Here is a 16991-nt window from a genome sequence, read left to right on the forward strand (position 1 = left end):
TTGCATTCCCCTTTGCACTCTTCCAACCGACTCACCCAGCTACAGGATTTTGATGACACAGGCACCAACCCGCACCCGTCCTGGACTCCGGCATCTGACCGGACCCTGGAGCCGGCAACGGCTCCTGATCGTGCTGGTGGCAGTCATCGGCGTCGGAATCCTCCTTTATCCCTCGGCCGCAGCCTGGTTCTCGGACCGGATCCATGCCACCGAGATCAGCGGCTACGTAGACTCCGTCCAGACGATGAACCCCTCGGCGAAGAAGTCCCTTCTGGACCAGGCACGGGAGTTCAATGAAGAACTTCCCTCAGGACCCCTCCGCGACCCTTACTCCTTGAATGAAGCAGGCGAACAAACCACCATTGGTGCCGGCTCCGAGGCTTACAAGAAGATGCTGGCTGTCGGGCCTGGAGGGATGATGGGCCGCATCAGCATTCCCTCCATCCACGCAGATCTGCCCATCTTTCATGGGACGGACGAGGACACCCTCTCCAAAGGCGCCGGCCACCTCTTCGGGTCAGCGCTGCCGGTAGGCGGCAAGGGCACTCACAGTGTCTTAAGTGCCCATTCAGGATTCGTCAACGCCACTCTTTTCGACGACTTGGACAAAGTCCATGAAGGCGACGTCTTCAGCATCAACGTGCTGGATGAAACCCTCTATTACAAGGTCGACCAAATCCTCACGGTCCTGCCCGACCAAACCGAGGCCTTGCGCAAAGTTGAGGGCAAGGATTACCTCACCCTCATTACCTGCACGCCCAAAGGCATCAACAGCCACCGACTGCTGGTTCGTGGCGAACGAACCACTGCACCCACCAGCGCTGACGGACCCCGCACGTTGCCGTCCACCACAACAGACCCCGGATTCCCTTGGTGGATCCTTGGCATCACCGGCTCGATAGCGCTGGCCATCATCGCCACCAAGCCGCGCAGGCGATCCTCTGACGAAGAGCAGGCGATACCCTCTGACGAAGAGCATTTGATCTTCTGACGAAGAGCACTCGACCCTCTGAAGAAAAGACAGGGCGCCGGAGGCGTTCAGCGCATAGTCTAGGCGCATGACGACTCGAGCCAATGAACTCACCGCCCTGGTTACTGGTGCCACGGCTGGGCTCGGTGCGGAATTCGCGCGCCAGCTCGCCGAAGCCGGACACCACCTCGTCCTGGTAGCCCGCGATGAAGAACGCCTCAAGGAAAAGGCCGAGGAGTTCGAACGCGACTTTAGTATCTCGGCGGAGGTTCTGTCCGCCGACCTGACCACCGACGTCGGGGTTTCCTTGGTGGCCGACCGCTTGCGGGACGCTGCTCGACCTGTGGATGTCCTGGTCAACAACGCCGGAATCGGACTGCTGAAGTCGTTCGAGCAGAACGAGTTGGAGGACGAAAGGCGGCATCTCCGCCTCCACGTGCAGACACCCATGGAGCTGTGCCATGCGGCCCTTGGAGTCATGCTGGCTCGCCGAAAAGGCCGGATCATCAACGTTGCCAGCGTCGCAGCCTTCGCCAACAGGGGCACTTACTCGGCGGCCAAAGCCTGGCAAGTGACGTTCAGTCGCTGGGCAAACATCGCGTATGGGAACTCGGGCGTGCAGGTTACAGCTGTATGCCCTGGCTTCACCCACACCGAATTCCACGACCGCATGGGCATGGATAAGTCCGTGGCGCCGCGGTTCCTGTGGCTCACCGCCGAGCGCGTGGTGCGGGAAGGGCTGGAGGACAACGCCAAGGGCAAGGCTGTTTCCATCCCGACGCGTCGATACAAAGTGGTGAGCTTCTTTGCGCGTATCTTGCCGGCGAAGCTTACTTCCGGCCCGCCGCGCCGGCCCCTGCAGCCTTAAGAACTGCAGCGCCAGGTGCCCTGACCAGCACCGCTACCGCGATTCCAATCACCGCTCCAACGAACGTTTCAACCGCCCGCTCCATCACCAGCACACCCGGGTCCATGGGCGATGCCAGTTGGGCGATCAGCAGGACCACGGGCGTGAAGAACACCATGGCCCAGCCGTAGTGCCGCGCCATGAACAGCTCAGTGGGGAACTGGCAAAGGACCACCACAACGGCCAGGACTATGGCCGTTTGGCCCGGGAAATACTGCAGCGGTGACAACGGAGTTGGGAAAAGTACGACGGCGACCACCGCCAACCCGAGGAACGTCCCCACGATGCGGTGGATGCCTCGGTGGACGCGGCTCGGGAGGTCCGCACCGGCCAACGGCACGGCGGCTGCGGCCATGGCCCAATGCGGATGGCCGCTCCCACTCAGAACTCCACACACGCCAGCGGCACCGACAGCGAGGGTGTAGCGGGCCGCGTGAACAAGGGCAGATTGCCGTAGGGGCCCGCGGAGCACGGGGACATCGCGGGCAGCGCCCGCCTCCCACCTTCGGTGCCGAAGCCAGCCAGCGAATCCGACCAGAATCGAAAACGCCGCTGAAGCAGTACCGATGAGCACCGCAGTCAGGAACGGAACGCTGGTGGGGACCGAAGCGCACGCGCCCAAGGCGAGGATGCCGAAGAAAGGCCCGATCGGCTTAAGCCGCACGGCATCTGCATATAAGGAACCCGCACCGGCAAAGAGCGTTGCCACCAACACCAGCCACCAAGAGTGGATGTGGTTGACGGAAAGAAATGTGCCAATGGAGAGTCCGCCAACCAGAACCAGCGCGGCCTGGGCTTGGTGTTTGAGCCGGAGTTGGTGGGTTTCATTGCGTCCGTACATTCCAGTGAGCGCGCCGAACACCGCATACATCATCAGGTCCGGACGGCCTACCAGAATCAGGACCAGACCCGGAACTGCGACGCTGAGGGCCACCCGAACGGCGGAGAGACGGTCGTTGTTCGCCGGCCCAAGTTTGTGGAGCTCGCGGGCATGCGCCATGAATGCGGGCAGGGGAAACACCACCAATCATTCAGGGCTTGTGGGCGAGCTATCTGTATCGAAAATTATCAGGAGCGGCGGGTGGGCCGCCATAAGCCGGGTCACAACCCGTAGTAAGGCACTGGCAGTACCCCTTACGTCAGTACCTCCCATATGTGTTGAGAAGGTTGTTGACTGGACCAATCGAGTTACTTGAAGCAAAGGGAGGCATCATGCACACACGGACACTTGGGCAAGGTCTGGAGGTCTCGGCCATCGGTCTTGGCTGCATGGGTATGTCCCAAAGCTACGGCCCAAATCCGGGGGACCGGGCGGCGATGAGCAAGGTGCTCCGTGAGGCGGTGGACATTGGAATCAACTTCTTTGATACGGCTGAGGTCTACGGGCCGTTCGTCAATGAGGAACTCGTCGGCGAGGCGCTTGCTCCTATCAAGGACCAGGTGGTCATTGCCACGAAATTCGGCTGGCGCATCGAAGACGGCAAGTCCGTTGGCTTGGACAGTTCTCCTGAACGGATCAAACGCGTCGCGGACGAGTCGCTCCGCAGGCTTGGCCTGGAGACCCTGGACCTTTTTTATCAGCACCGCGTTGATCCAAAGGTGCCTATTGAGGACGTCGCAGGTGCTGTGGGTGAGCTGGTCCAAGCGGGCAAAGTACGCCACTTCGGCCTGTCCGAGGCCTCCGCCACCACTATTCGTGCAGCCCACGCAACCTTTCCCGTGACCGCTGTCCAGAGTGAGTATTCGTTGTGGACCCGGGATCCGGAGCCGGAGGTCCTGCCAGCCCTCGCGGAACTCGGCATTGGCTTTGTCCCGTTCAGCCCACTCGGCAAGGGATTCCTCACGGGCACTGTTGATCCATCCACGCAGTTCTCGCAGGGTGACGTCCGCGGCACTATCCCTCGATTTACCGCAGAAAACCGGGTGGCCAACCAGGCCCTGGTGGATCATGTGGCCGAACTTGCGGCCTCGAAAGGTGCATCGCCCGGTCAGATCGCGCTGGCATGGCTTCTCGCGCAGCAGCCATGGATTGTCCCGATCCCGGGCACACGACGTCGGGAACGGCTCGAAGAGAATGCTGCTTCAACCAACGTTGCGCTCTCCGCCGATGAAGTTGCCGATCTGGATGCCGTGGCCAGCAGGATCGGGGTGCAGGGCAACCGCTACAACGATCACCACATGGGCCTCGTGGGAAGGTAACAGCAACACTGGAGCGCTGCCCGGCAGAGTCTGGGAAGATCAAGGTATGCCCGTAGCTTTCGTCTGCCGAACCCGCTCCGCCATGTCACCGCAGGAGCTGTTCGACCTGTCCCGAAACATCGACGCCCACGTGGGCTCGATGACCAAAAGCAGGGAAAAAGCCATAGATGGCGTCACCACGGGTCTGATCTCTGAAGGCGAGCAGGTCACGTGGCAGGCGTGGCACCTCGGAGTCCGTTTTCGCATGACCAGCCGCATCACGCGCATGGAGGCACCGGCGTCGTTCACTGACGAGCAGGTGCGCGGCCCTTTCAAGTACCTCCGCCATACGCACGAGTTCCGGCAGGACGGCAGCGGGACGCTGATGGTGGACACCGTGGAGTTCGGTGCCCCGTTCGGGCCGCTGGGCCGCCTGCTGGAGAAGCTGGTTCTGGCCAGATATCTGCAGGACTTGATCGAAACCCGCAACGGATTCCTCGTCGGACAGGCACCTCCCGCACTGGATAAACGGTGATCCGGCTAGCTCGAACTGACGATCTGCCGCGTTTGCAGGACATTGAACGGGCAGCTGGGGAAGCTTTCCGGGGCCTGGGCATGGACCAGATCGCGGACGACGAACCCTTCTCCCTGGACGAGATGAATGTCTACGTGGCTGCCGGGCGTGCCTGGGTGTGGGTCGATGGGCTGGACTACCCCTTGGGCTACTTGTTGACGGACATTGTTGATGGCAATGCGCACGTGGAACAGGTAAGCGTGCACCCGGATCAAGCGCACCAAGGACTCGGCCGCGAGCTGCTGCATGCTGCACGGGTGTGGGCAAGGGGGCATGGCATGCAGCGCCAGACGCTGAGCACGTTCCGCGACGTGCCGTGGAACGCGCCGTACTACCGGCGCCTGGGGTTCCAAACGCTCGACGCCGGCAGCTGGGGGCCGGAGCTGGCCAGGCTCATGGAGCACGAGGCTGAGTTGGGGCTGACCCGCTGGCCTCGGGTCGCCCTGTGGCGTCCGGTGGTTCCGCCGACGTAGCTACTAGTCAGCGACCAGCTCAACTTCGTAGCTGTCAGTGTTGATCAAATACGCGGCGTAGTGATCCGGACCTCCCGCGTGCGGGTACTTCGACTCGAACATCTCGTACCAACCGGCGTCGGCACCGAGTGCGCGAATCCGGTCCACATTTTCACGGGTGCCGGCATGGAAGGCCACATGGTTGAGCCCGGGATCGGTGCGGCGGTGGGCGGTTGCGGTGATGGCATCGGTGCCTTCCACCACCACGTACGTGCCATTGAGCTTCCAACTGCACCCCGTGGGCCAGTCCTGGAAGGGTTTGTAACCAAGCTCGCCCAAGAGCCAGCCCCACTCCTCCCGGGCTCGTTCAAGGTGCGGCACCCAGATCTCAAGGTGATGGATCGAACCCACAGTTGCGTCAGGCATGGGCCGAGTCTACGAGATCAGGGCCCTCGGGTGGCACCGTCAGGGGCTCGACGGCGGGTTGAGCCTTACACGGACAGCGGCACCTGCGCAGAGGATCACGACGAGTCCGCCGACCGCGGTGGTCCACGTCATCGATTCTCCCAGGAGCAGGCTTGCCCACGCGATGGTCATGACCGGCTGGACCAGTTGGATCTGGCTGACTTGTGCCATGGGTCCGATCGCCAGGCCGTGGTACCAGGCGAAGAATCCGAGGAACATGCTCACAACTCCCAGGTAAGCGAAGGACAACCACTGAACCGGTGTAGCAGAGGGCGCTCCCGAACCCAGTGAAAGCAACGTCAACAGCAGCATGGCGGGGGAGGCAACCACCAGCGCCCACGAGATCGTCTGCCAGGGGCCGAGTTCGCGCGCCAGGAGCCCTCCTTCCGCGTAGCCGATGGCGGCGGCGATCACCGCACCGAGCAGCAGCAGGTCAGCCCAGTGAAGCGAACCAAAGCCGCCGGACTGAACCAACGCGAACACCAGCGCGGCTACAACGCCGATGGCAGTCAGGACCCAGAACAGGGGCCGGGGACGTTCACGGCCCCGGATTACCGCTACCGTTGCCGTGGCCGCAGGCAGTAGCGCGATGACGACGGCTCCGTGGCTGGCGGTGGTGGACGTCAGAGCGAAGGTTGTCAGCAAGGGGAACCCGGCAACGATGCCGCCGGCCACCACAGCCAGTCGAACCCATTGGATGCCCTGCGGAAAGCGTTGGCGGGTCAGGCCCAAGGCCAATGCTGCAAGAATGGCCGCAACCACGGCCCTGCCTGCGCCGATGAACAGGGGAGACAACCCTTCAACAGCTACGCGGGTGAAGGGAACCGTGAACGAGAATGCGACCACGCCAAGAAGCCCCCACCAGACGCCTGTCGACGTCCGTCTGGATACCACTGGCCGTGAAACTGTAGTAGCGCTACTATTGTGACTCATGAATAACGATAGCAGTTCCCGCATTGTCTCGCGAGTAAAGGAATGGATCGCAGGGTCCGCTCCGGGAGCCAAGCTGCCATCCACCCGTCAACTCGTGGCGGAGTACCAGGCAAGCCCGGTGACGGTGCAGAAGGCGTTGAGGACCCTCACTGCCCAAGGCCTGATAGAAAGCCGCCCCGGCGTTGGCACCTTCATCCGGGCATACCGCACTGCCAGGCCGTCCGATTACGGCTGGCAGACTGCTGCGCTCCGAGCGGCCCAAACGCCACGCCTCTTGAACTCTGGTGCCATGCGCAGCGCTTCGAATGATGTCATCGCCTTCCACTCCGGCTATCCGGACCGGGAACTCCTGCCGGAGCGGCTCGTCCGAGCCGCACTTACCAGGGCTGCCCGCGGCGACGCTGCGCTGTCGCGGCCACCTGCCCAGGGACTTCCTGAACTGCAATCCTGGTTCGCGCACGAGCTCAGCACCTCGACGCCGGTTGGCGTCACGCCGCCCCAGCCGAGCGACGTCGTCGTACTTCCCGGGAGCCAGAGCGGACTTAGCTCCATTTTCCGCGGGTTGGTGGGGCATGGGCGACCGCTGCTGGTGGAGTCGCCCAGTTACTGGGGTGCGCTGCTGGCCGCTGGCCAGGCCGGGGTCCGCGTCATTCCGGTGCCGTCCGGTCCTGACGGGCCCGATCCCGACGAGCTGGCAAGGGCTTTCGAGGAATCCGGGGCCCGGATGTTCTACGCCCAGCCCAACTTTGCCAACCCCACAGGTGCCCAATGGTCTCCCGAACGGGGCGAGGAGGTCCTACGGATTGTCCGTCAGCACGGAGCTTTCCTTGTGGAGGACGACTGGGCCCATGATTTCGGTATCACCGCGCAGTCCGTCCCGCTCGCCGCCAAGGACGATTCCGGCCACGTGGTGTACATCCGCTCCCTGACCAAGAGTGTGTCACCGTCCATCCGCGTGGCAGCGATTATCGCCCGCGGTCCCGCCCGGGAACGAATTATGGGCGCGCAAGCCGCTGAGTCGATGTACGTCAGCGGCCTGCTCCAGGCTGCAGCGCTGGACGTCGTCACCCAGCCTGGCTGGCAAACGCACCTTCGCGGCCTGGGTCATCAACTTCAGTCGCGCCGCGACCTGTTGGTCACCAGCCTTCGCGAGCATGTTCCACAGGCGCACCTCAGCCACCTGCCCAAAGGCGGCTTGAACTTGTGGCTGCGCATGCCGGACGGGTTCGACGTCGATCAGCTCACCAAGGATTGCGAAGCGGCCGGGGTGCTCATTGCGGCCGGAACGGAGTGGTTCCCTGCGGAACCTGAAGGTCCGTACATCAGGCTCAACTACGCCGGTCCGAATCCCGGCGGATTTCCCGAGGGCGCGCGGATTATCGGCGACGCGGTCAAGGGTTTGCTGCCGGGTTAGGCGAGTGACGTCGCGTAGGCGAGTGCCGCCGTCGAGCCTTAACAGCCGTAGCCACCAATCCCAAGGAGAGCGCCTTGGTCTTGGTGGCTACGGTGGGCGGCGGGTTGCCGCGAACTATCTGAATCGCTGCGCAGAAGTTACAGGCACGTGATCCCTAGGCGGGGGTCAGGTCCAGGTCCTTGTCACGCCGGCCGAACACTTCGTCATCAATGGGCTGGCCGTCGAACGGCATTTCGTCCAGGTTGATGAGCGGGTTGGTGTCCTGGGTGGCAACGAGTTCGCGGGCCTCGGCGGCAGTGTCCACGCTGGGCATAGAGCCGGGCAGGGGACGCTGGGCGGATTCACGGAGGAAGTAGATGGCAATGGCGCCCACGATGGACGTTCCCATCAGGTAGTAGGCCGGCATCATGTCATCGCCGGTGCCTTCAATGAGGCCCTGCACGATGAACGGAGTGGTTCCTCCGAAGATGGCCACCGAGAAGTTGTAGGCGATGCCCATTCCGCCGTAGCGGCTGGACGTCGGGAACAGTGCCGGGAGGGCCGAGGCCAGGTTGGCAATGTAGAACGTCACCGGGAAGGCGATGAGGGCGAGGCCGGCCAGCGTGGACCAGATATCGCCGATGCCGATCAGCATGAACGCAGGAACGGAGAACGCGATGGTGCTGCCGGCGCCGATCCAGAGCACTGGGCGGCGGCCGATACGGTCGGACAACTTACCTGTGAGCGGGATACAGAGGGCCATGATTACCAGGACCGGGATGGTCAGCAGGGTTCCATGAACGGGGTCGTAGCCCTTGGAATCCGTGAGGTACGTAGGCATGTAGGAGGTCAACGCGTAGCCCACAGTGTTGGCTGCGGCGGCGAGGATCATGGCCAGCACGATCTGGCGCCAGTAGGCCTTGATGATGCCAACCGGGCCCTTGGCGACGTCAACATCCTGCGCTGCGGCATCCTTGGCGATGGCTTCCTGTGCGTCCAGGGTGGCCTGGAACTGCGGGGATTCCTCGATCTTGCTACGGAAGTACACGGCGATCAGGCCAAGAGGACCGGCGATCAGGAACGGAAGCCTCCAGCCCCATTCCTCCATGGCTGCCTGTCCGAGCGTGAGCTGCAGGACTGAAACCAGTGCGGCGCCGAGGGCGAAGCCGATGTAGCTGCCCATATCCAGGAAGCTGGCGAAGAATCCGCGGCGCTTGTCCGGGGCATATTCGCTGACGAAGGTTGTTGCACCGGCGTACTCACCACCGGTGGAGAAGCCCTGGACGAGCTTGAGGATCACCAGCAGCGCGGCGGCCCAGATGCCGATCTGTGCGTAGCCGGGAAGGAGGCCGACGGCGAACGTGCTTGCCGCCATCAGCATCAGTGTTGCTGCGAGCACCTTCTGGCGGCCCACCTTGTCGCCGAGCCAACCGAAGACGACGCCGCCAAGCGGGCGGGCGATAAAGGTTGCGGCGAAGGTGCCGAGGAGGAAGAGTGTTTGGACGGACTTGTCCGCTTCCGGGAGGAAGACGGGGCCCATGGTGGTGATGAGGTAGCCGAACACGCCGACGTCGTACCATTCCATGGTGTTGCCGACGATCGTGCCGCCGAGTGCTTTCTTCAGCATCGGCTGGTCCACAACGTTGACGTCGGATTCTTTCAACCGGCGCTTGGTGCGGAGCTTCGTTTTCTTGGGGTTCTTTACAGTGTTGGCAGCGGCCGTTGTAGCGGCCGAAACCTGGTTTCCAGTGGCGTTCCTTGCGCCTGGCGGAGAGACGGTGTTGCTTTGGTCTATGGGCATTTGGGCTTCTCCTAGGGAGGTCATTTGCTTGCGACTTCTGGCTGCCCCGCTCCGGGCAGGTGTTCAATTTTACGCGGTTTCCCCCTCAAACCCCAGTTGAGATCCGATTTATGGGGTGTTTCAGGGGGCAATTTGCCTAGTCGTCTTACATCTTTTTGCCCGGTCTTGCCCTGCAATGACGCGGAATCGGCAGGGTTTTTGCCCTGCTGAGCACGCTGTTACCAAATTGTTTAGCTGAGCCCATGAAACGGGGCGTTTTTGGCGTCGAAAGCTGACTGATCGGGAGTCCTTGCTTGGCTTTCTGCCCGGGCGATACCCAGCACTACCGTTGCATCCAGATCGTCATCCGTCACCACCCGTGCACGCACTCCGGACTGGTCCATGATCCTGGCGGTTTCGGGCGCTTGGTCTTCCGAGGTTTCAATCAGGAGGCAACCGCCGGGCGACAACCACTCAGCAGCGTGCCGGGCAACCCGGCGCTGGACATCCAAACCGTCAGTACCGCCGTCGAGCGCCACCATCGGTTCATGCAAGCGCGCCTCAGGCGGCATCATTCCGATGGACCCCGTAGGTACGTACGGCGCATTGGCGAGCACCACGTCCACGCGTCCCCGAAGTTCAGGGGGGAGGGCGTCGTATAGATCGCCCTCGAAAACGCGCCCGCCGCGCGGCTCCACATTCTTGCGCGCGCAGCTCACCGCGGCCGGATCAATGTCAGCGGCGTACAGCTCGCAGCTCCCCAAAAGGTCGCTGAGTGCCGCACCGATCGCCCCCGAACCACAGCAAAGATCGACGACGACGGCACCCGGCAGTGCGATTTTCGCCGCCTGGCGCACCAGGAACTCCGTGCGACGCCGTGGGACGAAAACGCCGGGTTCAACAGCCATGCGGCTCCCGCAGAAGTCCACCCAACCGAGGATGTGTTCCAAGGGCATTCCTTTGACGCGCTGATCCACCATGTAGTCCAAATGGTCTGGACTCGTGGCGGCATCAATCAAGAGCTGCGCTTCGTCGTCCGCGAAAACGCATCCGGCATCGCGGAGGGTGGTGGCGACGGACATTCTCCAGATCACGGGTGCCATGCTAGCCGAGGGGTTCACAAAAGCGTCGATTCTTGGTTAGGGTATGACGCATGGGAACACTGATTTTTGAGTAGACCGGCCTCCGCCTTAGCGGCCCTCCGCCCTTAATGGCACAGCCGAGTTTCACCTGACAAAAATCCACGCCTGTTGAGGCCCTGCCTCCATGCCGTTCCCGTTGTCGACGCTATTTTTTTCGAACCGCAACGCCATGGTTTTGGTGCTTCTTCAGGACTCACATCTAAGAGGAGTCCACTTTTATGACTGCCAATCCTTCCGAAAACAACACCCCTGACAGCGCTGCCTCGGGAACTGACCCCGTTGCGTCGGGAAGTAAAGAGCCCGCCACCGGCGGCATCAAGTCCAAACTGACCGATGCCCAGAAAGCGATGCTCGCCAGCAAGTCCGGCGGCGGCGCTCCCGCTGGCTGGCAAAGCACCGGCAAGGGCCACAAACCCACGTCCGCCAGCGGCAAGCAGGCCAAGACGGAGAAGAAGGTCCGTTGGTGATTCCTGGACGCAGGTAAGTCCTGCAGACAACCATCTTCGGCCCACCTAGTATTGAAATTCCTTCGTTTCATAGGGAAAGGAAGAACCATGACTGCAAAGAATGAAGCCGAAAACATCGATCCCGAGGTTGCCAGTCACTTGGTGGAGGCCATGGACATGGCTCCCATGCCTGAACCGGCAACCATTGACGTATCTCTGGGTTTGGAGCAGGAACAGCACTGGCCGGACGGTAGCGGCAAACGCCGGCACCCGAAGGACCAGGACCAAGCCCGCGGACGTATGGGCCAGGGTGCGGCCGTGACGGCGATCCACCGGACCAGCCGCCCGCAGATGCCGCACTCCTCCTAGTTGCTGCGACCCGAGCCGACCCACGTAGGCAGCCCAACTAACTAGCACTTGTGGTTGTTATGAGCGCTGAGAACAACCACTAATGCCAGTCAGTTGGGCTGGCTTACGTCTTCCGGTGACTTGTCCGGACGCCACCCACGCCACACGGGATGCCGTAGCCTGCCTGGGCCGGTCCATTCGCCGAATGTCACCTCTGCTACTAGCTCCGGATTGACCCACCGGGCACCTGTTGCGTCCTCGCGGGGGATATCGGCGAAGGGGGAATCAGCTACCAGGCGGGGCTCCAGTTTCTCCATGACATCCTTCAGCTGCCATTCCTTGAACCCGGTGCCGACCCGGCCCACATAGTGCAGCTTCCCGCCATCCGGAACGCCCAACAGCAACGAGCCAAAAGTCCCACTCCGGGCACCAGCGCCCGGACGCCAGCCGCCCACAACCACTTCCTGGCTCTGCTCCAGCTTGAGTTTGATCCACGAACGGCTACGCCGGCCAATCACGTATCGGCTATCTGCTTTCTTGGCCATCACTCCTTCCAAGCCGAGTTCAGCCGCGCTTGTCATGAGGTCGTCGACGTCGTGGTCCAACACGGCTGAAAGGTGTAGCGGGCAGTCCGCGCGCAAGCGCCCAGCAAATGCCGAAAGCCGCTCCCGGCGCTCACGGAAAGCCAGCCCGCTCAGATCCGTGCCGCCGTCGTACAGAAGGTCGAACAACATCAACTGCACCGGGACCGAAGCCCGGGCCCGCTGGATGTCTGCGGTCTTCACCAGGTTCATCCGTAGTTGCAGCCGGCCGAAATCCGGCCGTGAACCCTTGCCAAGTGCCACGATTTCACCGTCGGCCACGAAATCGCCGTCGGGCCAGCATGATCGATCTGTTAGTTCGGGGTAGGTGGCAGTGAGATCGTTGCCGTTGCGGCTCATCAAACGGATCCTGCCCTCGGTGCCTGTGATGATGGCCCGGATTCCGTCCCACTTCAGTTCGTAGAGCCAGTCGTCGCCACGAAGGTCGGCGACGGTGCCGGAAGTGGCAAGCATGGGGGTGTAATTGGGCATTGGCTGGGGAGCAGGGGATTGAACGGATGCCGACTTAGGTGCCGCAGCAGCCTTGGCAACCCGTCTGCCACCCGGCTGCTCCTTCATCAAGTGGATCAGCCAACGGTCGCCGGTGTTGATCAGTGCCAAACGCTTGGTCCCGTGCAGCCCACCCCCTGGCTGGCCGGTTAGCGTTGCGATCACTTCCTTGCCGTCCCGCCATTTCTCGCACGTGTACTCGCCGCGGTCCCAAATGGTCATGGTTCCTGCTCCATACTCACCTTTGGGAATGATGCCGGCGAAGTCCGCATATTCCATCGGATGGTCTTCCGTATGTACGGCTAGGTTGTTCCGGTCGGGCGTTTCGGGGACACCACGCGGCAAAGCCCAGGACGCAAGGACGCCGTTGTGCTCCAAACGCAGATCCAGGTGATAGCGCCGGGCATGGTGTTCCTGTATGACGAAGATCCCGCCGGGCGGTGCAGGGTCACCCGGCTTGGGCTGGTCTGACGAGGAGCTTCCGGGCGACGCCGAGGCAAAAGCAGCCGACGACGCCGGGAACGGCTCAGGGGTTTTGCCCGGATCGCGCATCCCAACATATTTCGCGAGACGGTTCTCTACCGTCACCACGCGCTCGCGGGAAGGGCCGGACCCGCTCAAAGCAGCGCCGTCGTCGTCATCCGTATACTCTCCGTGCGGCGGGAGGTGCCGTGAGGAGATGGGGGCGAAGTGGTCCTTGCCCGTCTTGACCCGCTTCATCACCGCCGTGTAATCAAGATGGTCCAGGGTGCTCGAAGAGAGCTCCCGCCACGTGCGCGGCGCCGCGACGGTAGGGTGGGCTTTCCCCCGGAGCGAGTAGGGCACGATCGTGGTCTTGTTGCCGCTGTTCTGGCTCCAGTCCACCAACACTTTGCCGTGGCGGAGGGACTTCTTCATGTCGCTGACCACCAGCTCGGGGTGGTCGGACTCAAGGGCGCGCGCGAGCTCATGGGCGAAGGCCGAGACCTGCTCGGACTTAAGCGTCCCCTCCAGCCCGGTGTAGAGGTGGATGCCTTTGCTGCCGCTGGTCACCGGCACCGGATCCATGCCCATGTCCTGCAGGATGGAGCGGGCAAGCTTGGCCACTTCGACACACTCAGGCAGCCCTGCGCCGGGACCGGGGTCAAGATCCAGGACGAAGCGGTCAGGCCGGAGCGAATTACCCGCAGCGTCCACCTGCCATTGGGGGACGTGGATTTCCAGGGACGCGATCTGTGCCATCCATGTGAGCGTGGCGAGGTTGTTGACCATGGGGTAGACGTTGGTGTGGTCCGAGTGCTGAATGGCGGTGCGGGGGATCCACTTGGGCGCGGAGTCTTCAAGGTTCTTCTGGAAGAACACCTGTCCCGGGTGCTCGGCGGTGCCCACCCCGTTGACCCAGCGTTTGCGGGTGACGGGCCTGTTGGCGGCGGCAGGAATGAGGAAAGGCGCCACTGCGGCGTAGTATTCCAGGACCTCGGCCTTGGTGGTCCCGGTCTCGGGGTAGATGATTTTGCCCAGGTTGGTGAGGGTCAGCTCGTGGCCTTCCACGTTCACCCGCTCCTGTTGCTTGCCTGCCACCTCTTCTCCTCTGCTGTCTTGTGCTGTTGACTGGGTGCATGAGGGCCATCTGGAAGGGATCTATCGCGTTCGGTCTGGTCAACGTACCAGTGAAGCTTTACAGCGCCACGGAGGACCACGATATTGGCCTTCACCAAGTCCACAATAAAGACGGCGGGCGCATCCGGTACCAGCGGAAATGTGAAATTTGCGGCGAAGTTGTTGCTTATGAAGATATCGACAAGGCCTACGAAGAGGAAGGCCGCACAGTAGTTCTCACGGCGGCCGAATTGAAGTCCTTGCCGGAAGAGAACAGCCGCGAAATTGAGGTAGTGGAATTCATCCCTGCCGAGCAACTGGACCCGATCATGTACGAGCGCAGCTATTTCCTGGAGCCGGATTCCAAGTCCCCCAAAGCCTATATGTTGCTGCGGCAGACACTTGAAGATACGGACAGGATCGCAATTGTCCAATATGCACTGCGGCAAAAGACCCGTCTCGGCGCACTTCGTGTGCGCGGGGATGTACTCCTGCTGCAGGCCCTCCTCTGGGGCGACGAAGTCCGCGAAGCCAAGTTCCCCTCGCTTGAGACGGACATCAAGATCTCCGATAAAGAACTCGAAATGTCCTCCGCGCTGGTGGATTCCATGGCCCACGATTTCGACCCCGAGGAATACACCGACGACTACCAGGTGCAGCTCCGCACGTTGATCGAGGCCAAGCTGGAAAAGGGCGAGGCGCTGGATACGGAAGCCACCTTCGGTGTCACGGAAGGCGAAGGCGAGGGCGGCGACGTCATCGACCTCATGGAGGCGCTGAAGCGGAGCCTGGACAAGAAACGCGGCAAGGAAAAAGCGGCCGACGACGACGCTGCCGCCAGCAAAACGACCACCAAGCCAAAGACGCGGGCCAAGAAAAAGGCGTGACCCGGCGTCGGGCGTCTTGCGACGCCCGACGGTTCTGGACAAGCAGGAACTAGCCTTTGACCGAGCCGGCCGTTAGTCCCTGGACAATGAACTTGCTCGCAAAGGCGAAGATGGCCAGCGTTGGGACCACGGTGAGGACTGCGGCGGCGGACATCGACCCCCAGTCGATGTTGAAGCTCGAGATGAACCCGGCCAACGCCGTCGGGATGGTCTTGTTGCTGTCGCTGTTCATCAAGGTCACCGACAAGAAGAGTTCATTCCAACAATTGACAAAGTTGAAGACGAAGCTCGCGGCGACGCCCGGCAGCATGACGGGAACCAGGACCCTGAACAACGCTCCCAGCCGCGAACAACCGTCGATCATCGCGGCTTCTTCCAAAGCGTCAGGAACGTTCTCGAAGAAGCCCCGGAGCATGATGGTGCAAAACGGGATGCAGATCGCAATGTAAATAAGGATCAGCCCGGTCTTTGAATCCACGAGGCCCAGATTGGTCATCATCAGATACAGCGGTCCCAAGGCAATGAAGCCCGGAATCATCTGAGTGATCAAGAAGGCCCCCAGCACCGCGCCGCGACCTGAGAAGTGGAACCGGGCCAGGACATACGCCGAGAGCAATGAGATCAGCGTTGCCACTGACGAAGCCACCAAGGCAACCACCAGGCTGTTGAGCATGTACTGGCCGAAATCCGACTTGGTGAAAAGCCCGATGTAGTTTTCGAAGGAGAGTTGCCGGGGCCAGTAGTCCAACGGCAATGAGTAAATAGCGCCGGGTTCCTTCAAGGACGTCAGGATGATCCAGTACAGCGGGAAAATCGTGGCAACGAGGCATGCTCCCAGGAAAACGAACTTACCCACGCGCCCTACGAAACTCTGCTGATCGATCATCGTGCTTCCTTTCGAGGACGGACAGCCATGAGGTAGAAGACGGCGAAGAGGGCAAGCGTGAGGACCACAATCAGCCCCAGGGCCGAAGCCTTGCCGTAGTCACCCTCCTGGGTAATTTTGATCATGTAGGTGGTGATGATGTGCGTCTGGTCGGCCGGACCGCCGCCTGTCATGGCGAAGATGATGTCCGGGAAATTGAAGATCCAGATCACCCTCAGCAAGATGGTCAAAGCCAAGGTGGTGGCGATGCTTGGCAACGTGATGTTGAAGAACGTGCGTACCTTCCCGGCTCCGTCAAGCGCAGCAGCCTCGTACATTTCGTCGGAGACGGACTGCAGTGCGGCGAGGATCATAATGGCGAAGAACGTGACGCCGTACCAGATGTTGGCAAGGATGATGGCGGTCATCGCGAATCCGGGATCCGATAGCCACGGGATGGGCGAACTGATGATCCCCGCCTTCATCAGCAAGTCGTTGACGACGCCAAATTCCGCGTTGAACATCCACCGGAAGAGCATGCCGATCAGGAATCCGGACACTGCCCAGGGGAAGAAAATCATGGCCTGGTAAGCACCGCGCATCCTGAACTTTCGCTTCAGGAACAGCGCCACAGCAAAGCCTATGATCACCTGTGGCACCAACGACCCAACCACCCACACCACCGTGTTCCGGACGATGCCCCAGAATTCCGGCGTTTCGAGCAGGCTTACGAAGTTGCCGAACCCTACCCACGAGGTGTCGGAAAGATCGTTCAGGTTCCAGTTGCGGAACGCCATCTGGCTGCCGGCGATCATCGGGTAGTAGGTGAAGATGCCGACGAACACTGCCGCCGGGGCCAGGAAGATCAGCAGAGTGATGGCTGTCCTGGGATTGAACCGCTTCTTGGACCGATGGCCCGCGGCGGCCACGGACCCGGCATCGGCCTTCTTCGCGGGGAGTTTGGTGTCGAGGCTCACTGGAA

At 61.8% G+C, this 16991-nt stretch carries 17 protein-coding genes; 9 read left to right on the forward strand and 8 right to left on the reverse strand.

Annotated elements, in window-relative coordinates; genetic code table 11:
- The first annotated feature begins 52 nt into the window (after window positions 1-52).
- Together AC1DD5_RS13745 and AC1DD5_RS13750 are read left to right on the forward strand one after the other, a co-directional pair.
- Complete coding sequence (locus AC1DD5_RS13745; protein ID WP_477521791.1) at window positions 53-991, forward strand: class C sortase; 939 nt, start codon at window positions 53-55, stop codon at window positions 989-991.
- A gap of 67 nt (window positions 992-1058) precedes the next feature.
- Window positions 1059-1838: an SDR family NAD(P)-dependent oxidoreductase gene (locus tag AC1DD5_RS13750; protein ID WP_477521792.1), complete on the forward strand. Its 780-nt coding sequence runs from the start codon at window positions 1059-1061 to the stop codon at window positions 1836-1838.
- Here AC1DD5_RS13750 and AC1DD5_RS13755 read toward each other — a convergent pair.
- Window positions 1801-2898: an FUSC family protein gene (locus AC1DD5_RS13755; protein ID WP_477521793.1), complete on the reverse strand. Its 1098-nt coding sequence runs from the start codon at window positions 2896-2898 to the stop codon at window positions 1801-1803. The genes AC1DD5_RS13750 and AC1DD5_RS13755 overlap by 38 nt on opposite strands.
- A 191-nt stretch (window positions 2899-3089) precedes the next feature.
- Here AC1DD5_RS13755 and AC1DD5_RS13760 point away from each other — a divergent pair, with 191 nt between their 5' ends.
- From AC1DD5_RS13760 to AC1DD5_RS13770, 3 genes are read left to right on the forward strand one after another with little or no spacing between them, the layout of a single operon-like run.
- The gene (locus tag AC1DD5_RS13760) at window positions 3090-4076 is read left to right on the forward strand and encodes an aldo/keto reductase (RefSeq protein WP_477521794.1); all 987 of its coding nucleotides are present in this window, start codon (window positions 3090-3092) and stop codon (window positions 4074-4076) included.
- Between the two features lie 46 nt (window positions 4077-4122).
- Complete coding sequence (locus AC1DD5_RS13765) at window positions 4123-4590, forward strand: SRPBCC family protein (protein WP_477521795.1); 468 nt, start codon at window positions 4123-4125, stop codon at window positions 4588-4590.
- Entirely contained in the window at window positions 4587-5102 is a 516-nt protein-coding gene (locus AC1DD5_RS13770) for a GNAT family N-acetyltransferase (RefSeq protein ID WP_477521796.1), read from the forward strand. Before AC1DD5_RS13765 ends, AC1DD5_RS13770 begins: the two co-directional genes overlap by 4 nt.
- A 3-nt stretch (window positions 5103-5105) precedes the next feature.
- Here the strand turns inward: AC1DD5_RS13770 and AC1DD5_RS13775 are convergent, their stop codons facing one another.
- Both AC1DD5_RS13775 and AC1DD5_RS13780 read right to left on the reverse strand, forming a co-directional pair.
- Complete coding sequence (locus tag AC1DD5_RS13775) at window positions 5106-5507, reverse strand: VOC family protein (RefSeq protein ID WP_477521797.1); 402 nt, start codon at window positions 5505-5507, stop codon at window positions 5106-5108.
- A 39-nt stretch (window positions 5508-5546) separates the two neighbouring features.
- The gene (locus AC1DD5_RS13780; protein ID WP_477521798.1) at window positions 5547-6479 is read right to left on the reverse strand and encodes a DMT family transporter; all 933 of its coding nucleotides are present in this window, start codon (window positions 6477-6479) and stop codon (window positions 5547-5549) included.
- Here AC1DD5_RS13780 and AC1DD5_RS13785 point away from each other — a divergent pair.
- Window positions 6478-7893 carry an aminotransferase-like domain-containing protein gene (locus AC1DD5_RS13785; protein ID WP_477521799.1) on the forward strand — a complete coding sequence of 472 codons (1416 nt, stop codon included), beginning with the start codon at window positions 6478-6480 and terminating at the stop codon, window positions 7891-7893. The two genes, AC1DD5_RS13780 and AC1DD5_RS13785, sit on opposite strands and share 2 nt — an antisense overlap.
- A gap of 154 nt (window positions 7894-8047) precedes the next feature.
- On the opposite strand, the gene AC1DD5_RS13790 is transcribed toward AC1DD5_RS13785, so the two are convergent.
- Window positions 8048-9673: an MFS transporter gene (locus AC1DD5_RS13790; RefSeq protein ID WP_477521800.1), complete on the reverse strand. Its 1626-nt coding sequence runs from the start codon at window positions 9671-9673 to the stop codon at window positions 8048-8050.
- Between the two features lie 230 nt (window positions 9674-9903).
- The gene (locus AC1DD5_RS13795; RefSeq protein ID WP_477521865.1) at window positions 9904-10755 is read right to left on the reverse strand and encodes a putative protein N(5)-glutamine methyltransferase; all 852 of its coding nucleotides are present in this window, start codon (window positions 10753-10755) and stop codon (window positions 9904-9906) included.
- 257 nt (window positions 10756-11012) lie between these two features.
- Here AC1DD5_RS13795 and AC1DD5_RS13800 point away from each other — a divergent pair, with 257 nt between their 5' ends.
- Together AC1DD5_RS13800 and AC1DD5_RS13805 are read left to right on the forward strand one after the other, a co-directional pair.
- Window positions 11013-11261 carry a hypothetical protein gene (locus AC1DD5_RS13800; protein ID WP_477521801.1) on the forward strand — a complete coding sequence of 83 codons (249 nt, stop codon included), beginning with the start codon at window positions 11013-11015 and terminating at the stop codon, window positions 11259-11261.
- Window positions 11262-11348: 87 nt separating this feature from the next.
- The gene (locus tag AC1DD5_RS13805) at window positions 11349-11609 is read left to right on the forward strand and encodes a hypothetical protein (RefSeq protein ID WP_477521802.1); all 261 of its coding nucleotides are present in this window, start codon (window positions 11349-11351) and stop codon (window positions 11607-11609) included.
- A gap of 89 nt (window positions 11610-11698) precedes the next feature.
- Here the strand turns inward: AC1DD5_RS13805 and AC1DD5_RS13810 are convergent, their stop codons facing one another.
- Window positions 11699-14239 carry an ATP-dependent DNA ligase gene (locus AC1DD5_RS13810; RefSeq protein WP_477521803.1) on the reverse strand — a complete coding sequence of 847 codons (2541 nt, stop codon included), beginning with the start codon at window positions 14237-14239 and terminating at the stop codon, window positions 11699-11701.
- A gap of 38 nt (window positions 14240-14277) precedes the next feature.
- Between AC1DD5_RS13810 and ku the strand changes: the two genes are divergently transcribed.
- On the forward strand, window positions 14278-15144 hold the full coding sequence (gene ku / locus AC1DD5_RS13815; protein ID WP_477521804.1) for a non-homologous end joining protein Ku: 867 nt from the start codon (window positions 14278-14280) through the stop codon (window positions 15142-15144).
- Window positions 15145-15193: 49 nt separating this feature from the next.
- Here the strand turns inward: ku and AC1DD5_RS13820 are convergent, their stop codons facing one another.
- Together AC1DD5_RS13820 and AC1DD5_RS13825 are read right to left on the reverse strand one after the other, a co-directional pair.
- Window positions 15194-16030 carry a carbohydrate ABC transporter permease gene (locus AC1DD5_RS13820; RefSeq protein ID WP_477521805.1) on the reverse strand — a complete coding sequence of 279 codons (837 nt, stop codon included), beginning with the start codon at window positions 16028-16030 and terminating at the stop codon, window positions 15194-15196.
- Window positions 16027-16986 (reverse strand): carbohydrate ABC transporter permease, encoded by a 960-nt coding sequence (locus AC1DD5_RS13825; RefSeq protein ID WP_477521806.1) that lies wholly within the window; start codon window positions 16984-16986, stop codon window positions 16027-16029. Before AC1DD5_RS13825 ends, AC1DD5_RS13820 begins: the two co-directional genes overlap by 4 nt.
- Window positions 16987-16991: the final 5 nt, after the last annotated feature.

Source organism: Paenarthrobacter sp. 10L420 (assembly GCF_056395385.1).

Bases quoted from the DNA above. Each gene is read 5' to 3' on its own strand.
- AC1DD5_RS13765 (WP_477521795.1), top strand. From the start codon at position 4,123: ATGCCCGTAGCTTTCGTCTGCCGAACCCGCTCCGCCATGTCACCGCAG.
- AC1DD5_RS13745 (WP_477521791.1), top strand. From the start codon at position 53: ATGACACAGGCACCAACCCGCACCCGTCCTGGACTCCGGCATCTGACC.
- AC1DD5_RS13750 (WP_477521792.1), top strand. From the start codon at position 1,059: ATGACGACTCGAGCCAATGAACTCACCGCCCTGGTTACTGGTGCCACG.
- AC1DD5_RS13785 (WP_477521799.1), top strand. From the start codon at position 6,478: ATGAATAACGATAGCAGTTCCCGCATTGTCTCGCGAGTAAAGGAATGG.
- AC1DD5_RS13805 (WP_477521802.1), top strand. From the start codon at position 11,349: ATGACTGCAAAGAATGAAGCCGAAAACATCGATCCCGAGGTTGCCAGT.
- AC1DD5_RS13780 (WP_477521798.1), bottom strand. From the start codon at position 6,479: ATGAGTCACAATAGTAGCGCTACTACAGTTTCACGGCCAGTGGTATCC.
- AC1DD5_RS13775 (WP_477521797.1), bottom strand. From the start codon at position 5,507: ATGCCTGACGCAACTGTGGGTTCGATCCATCACCTTGAGATCTGGGTG.
- AC1DD5_RS13800 (WP_477521801.1), top strand. From the start codon at position 11,013: ATGACTGCCAATCCTTCCGAAAACAACACCCCTGACAGCGCTGCCTCG.
- ku (WP_477521804.1), top strand. From the start codon at position 14,278: ATGAGGGCCATCTGGAAGGGATCTATCGCGTTCGGTCTGGTCAACGTA.
- AC1DD5_RS13820 (WP_477521805.1), bottom strand. From the start codon at position 16,030: ATGATCGATCAGCAGAGTTTCGTAGGGCGCGTGGGTAAGTTCGTTTTC.
- AC1DD5_RS13760 (WP_477521794.1), top strand. From the start codon at position 3,090: ATGCACACACGGACACTTGGGCAAGGTCTGGAGGTCTCGGCCATCGGT.
- AC1DD5_RS13795 (WP_477521865.1), bottom strand. From the start codon at position 10,755: ATGGCACCCGTGATCTGGAGAATGTCCGTCGCCACCACCCTCCGCGAT.
- AC1DD5_RS13790 (WP_477521800.1), bottom strand. From the start codon at position 9,673: ATGCCCATAGACCAAAGCAACACCGTCTCTCCGCCAGGCGCAAGGAAC.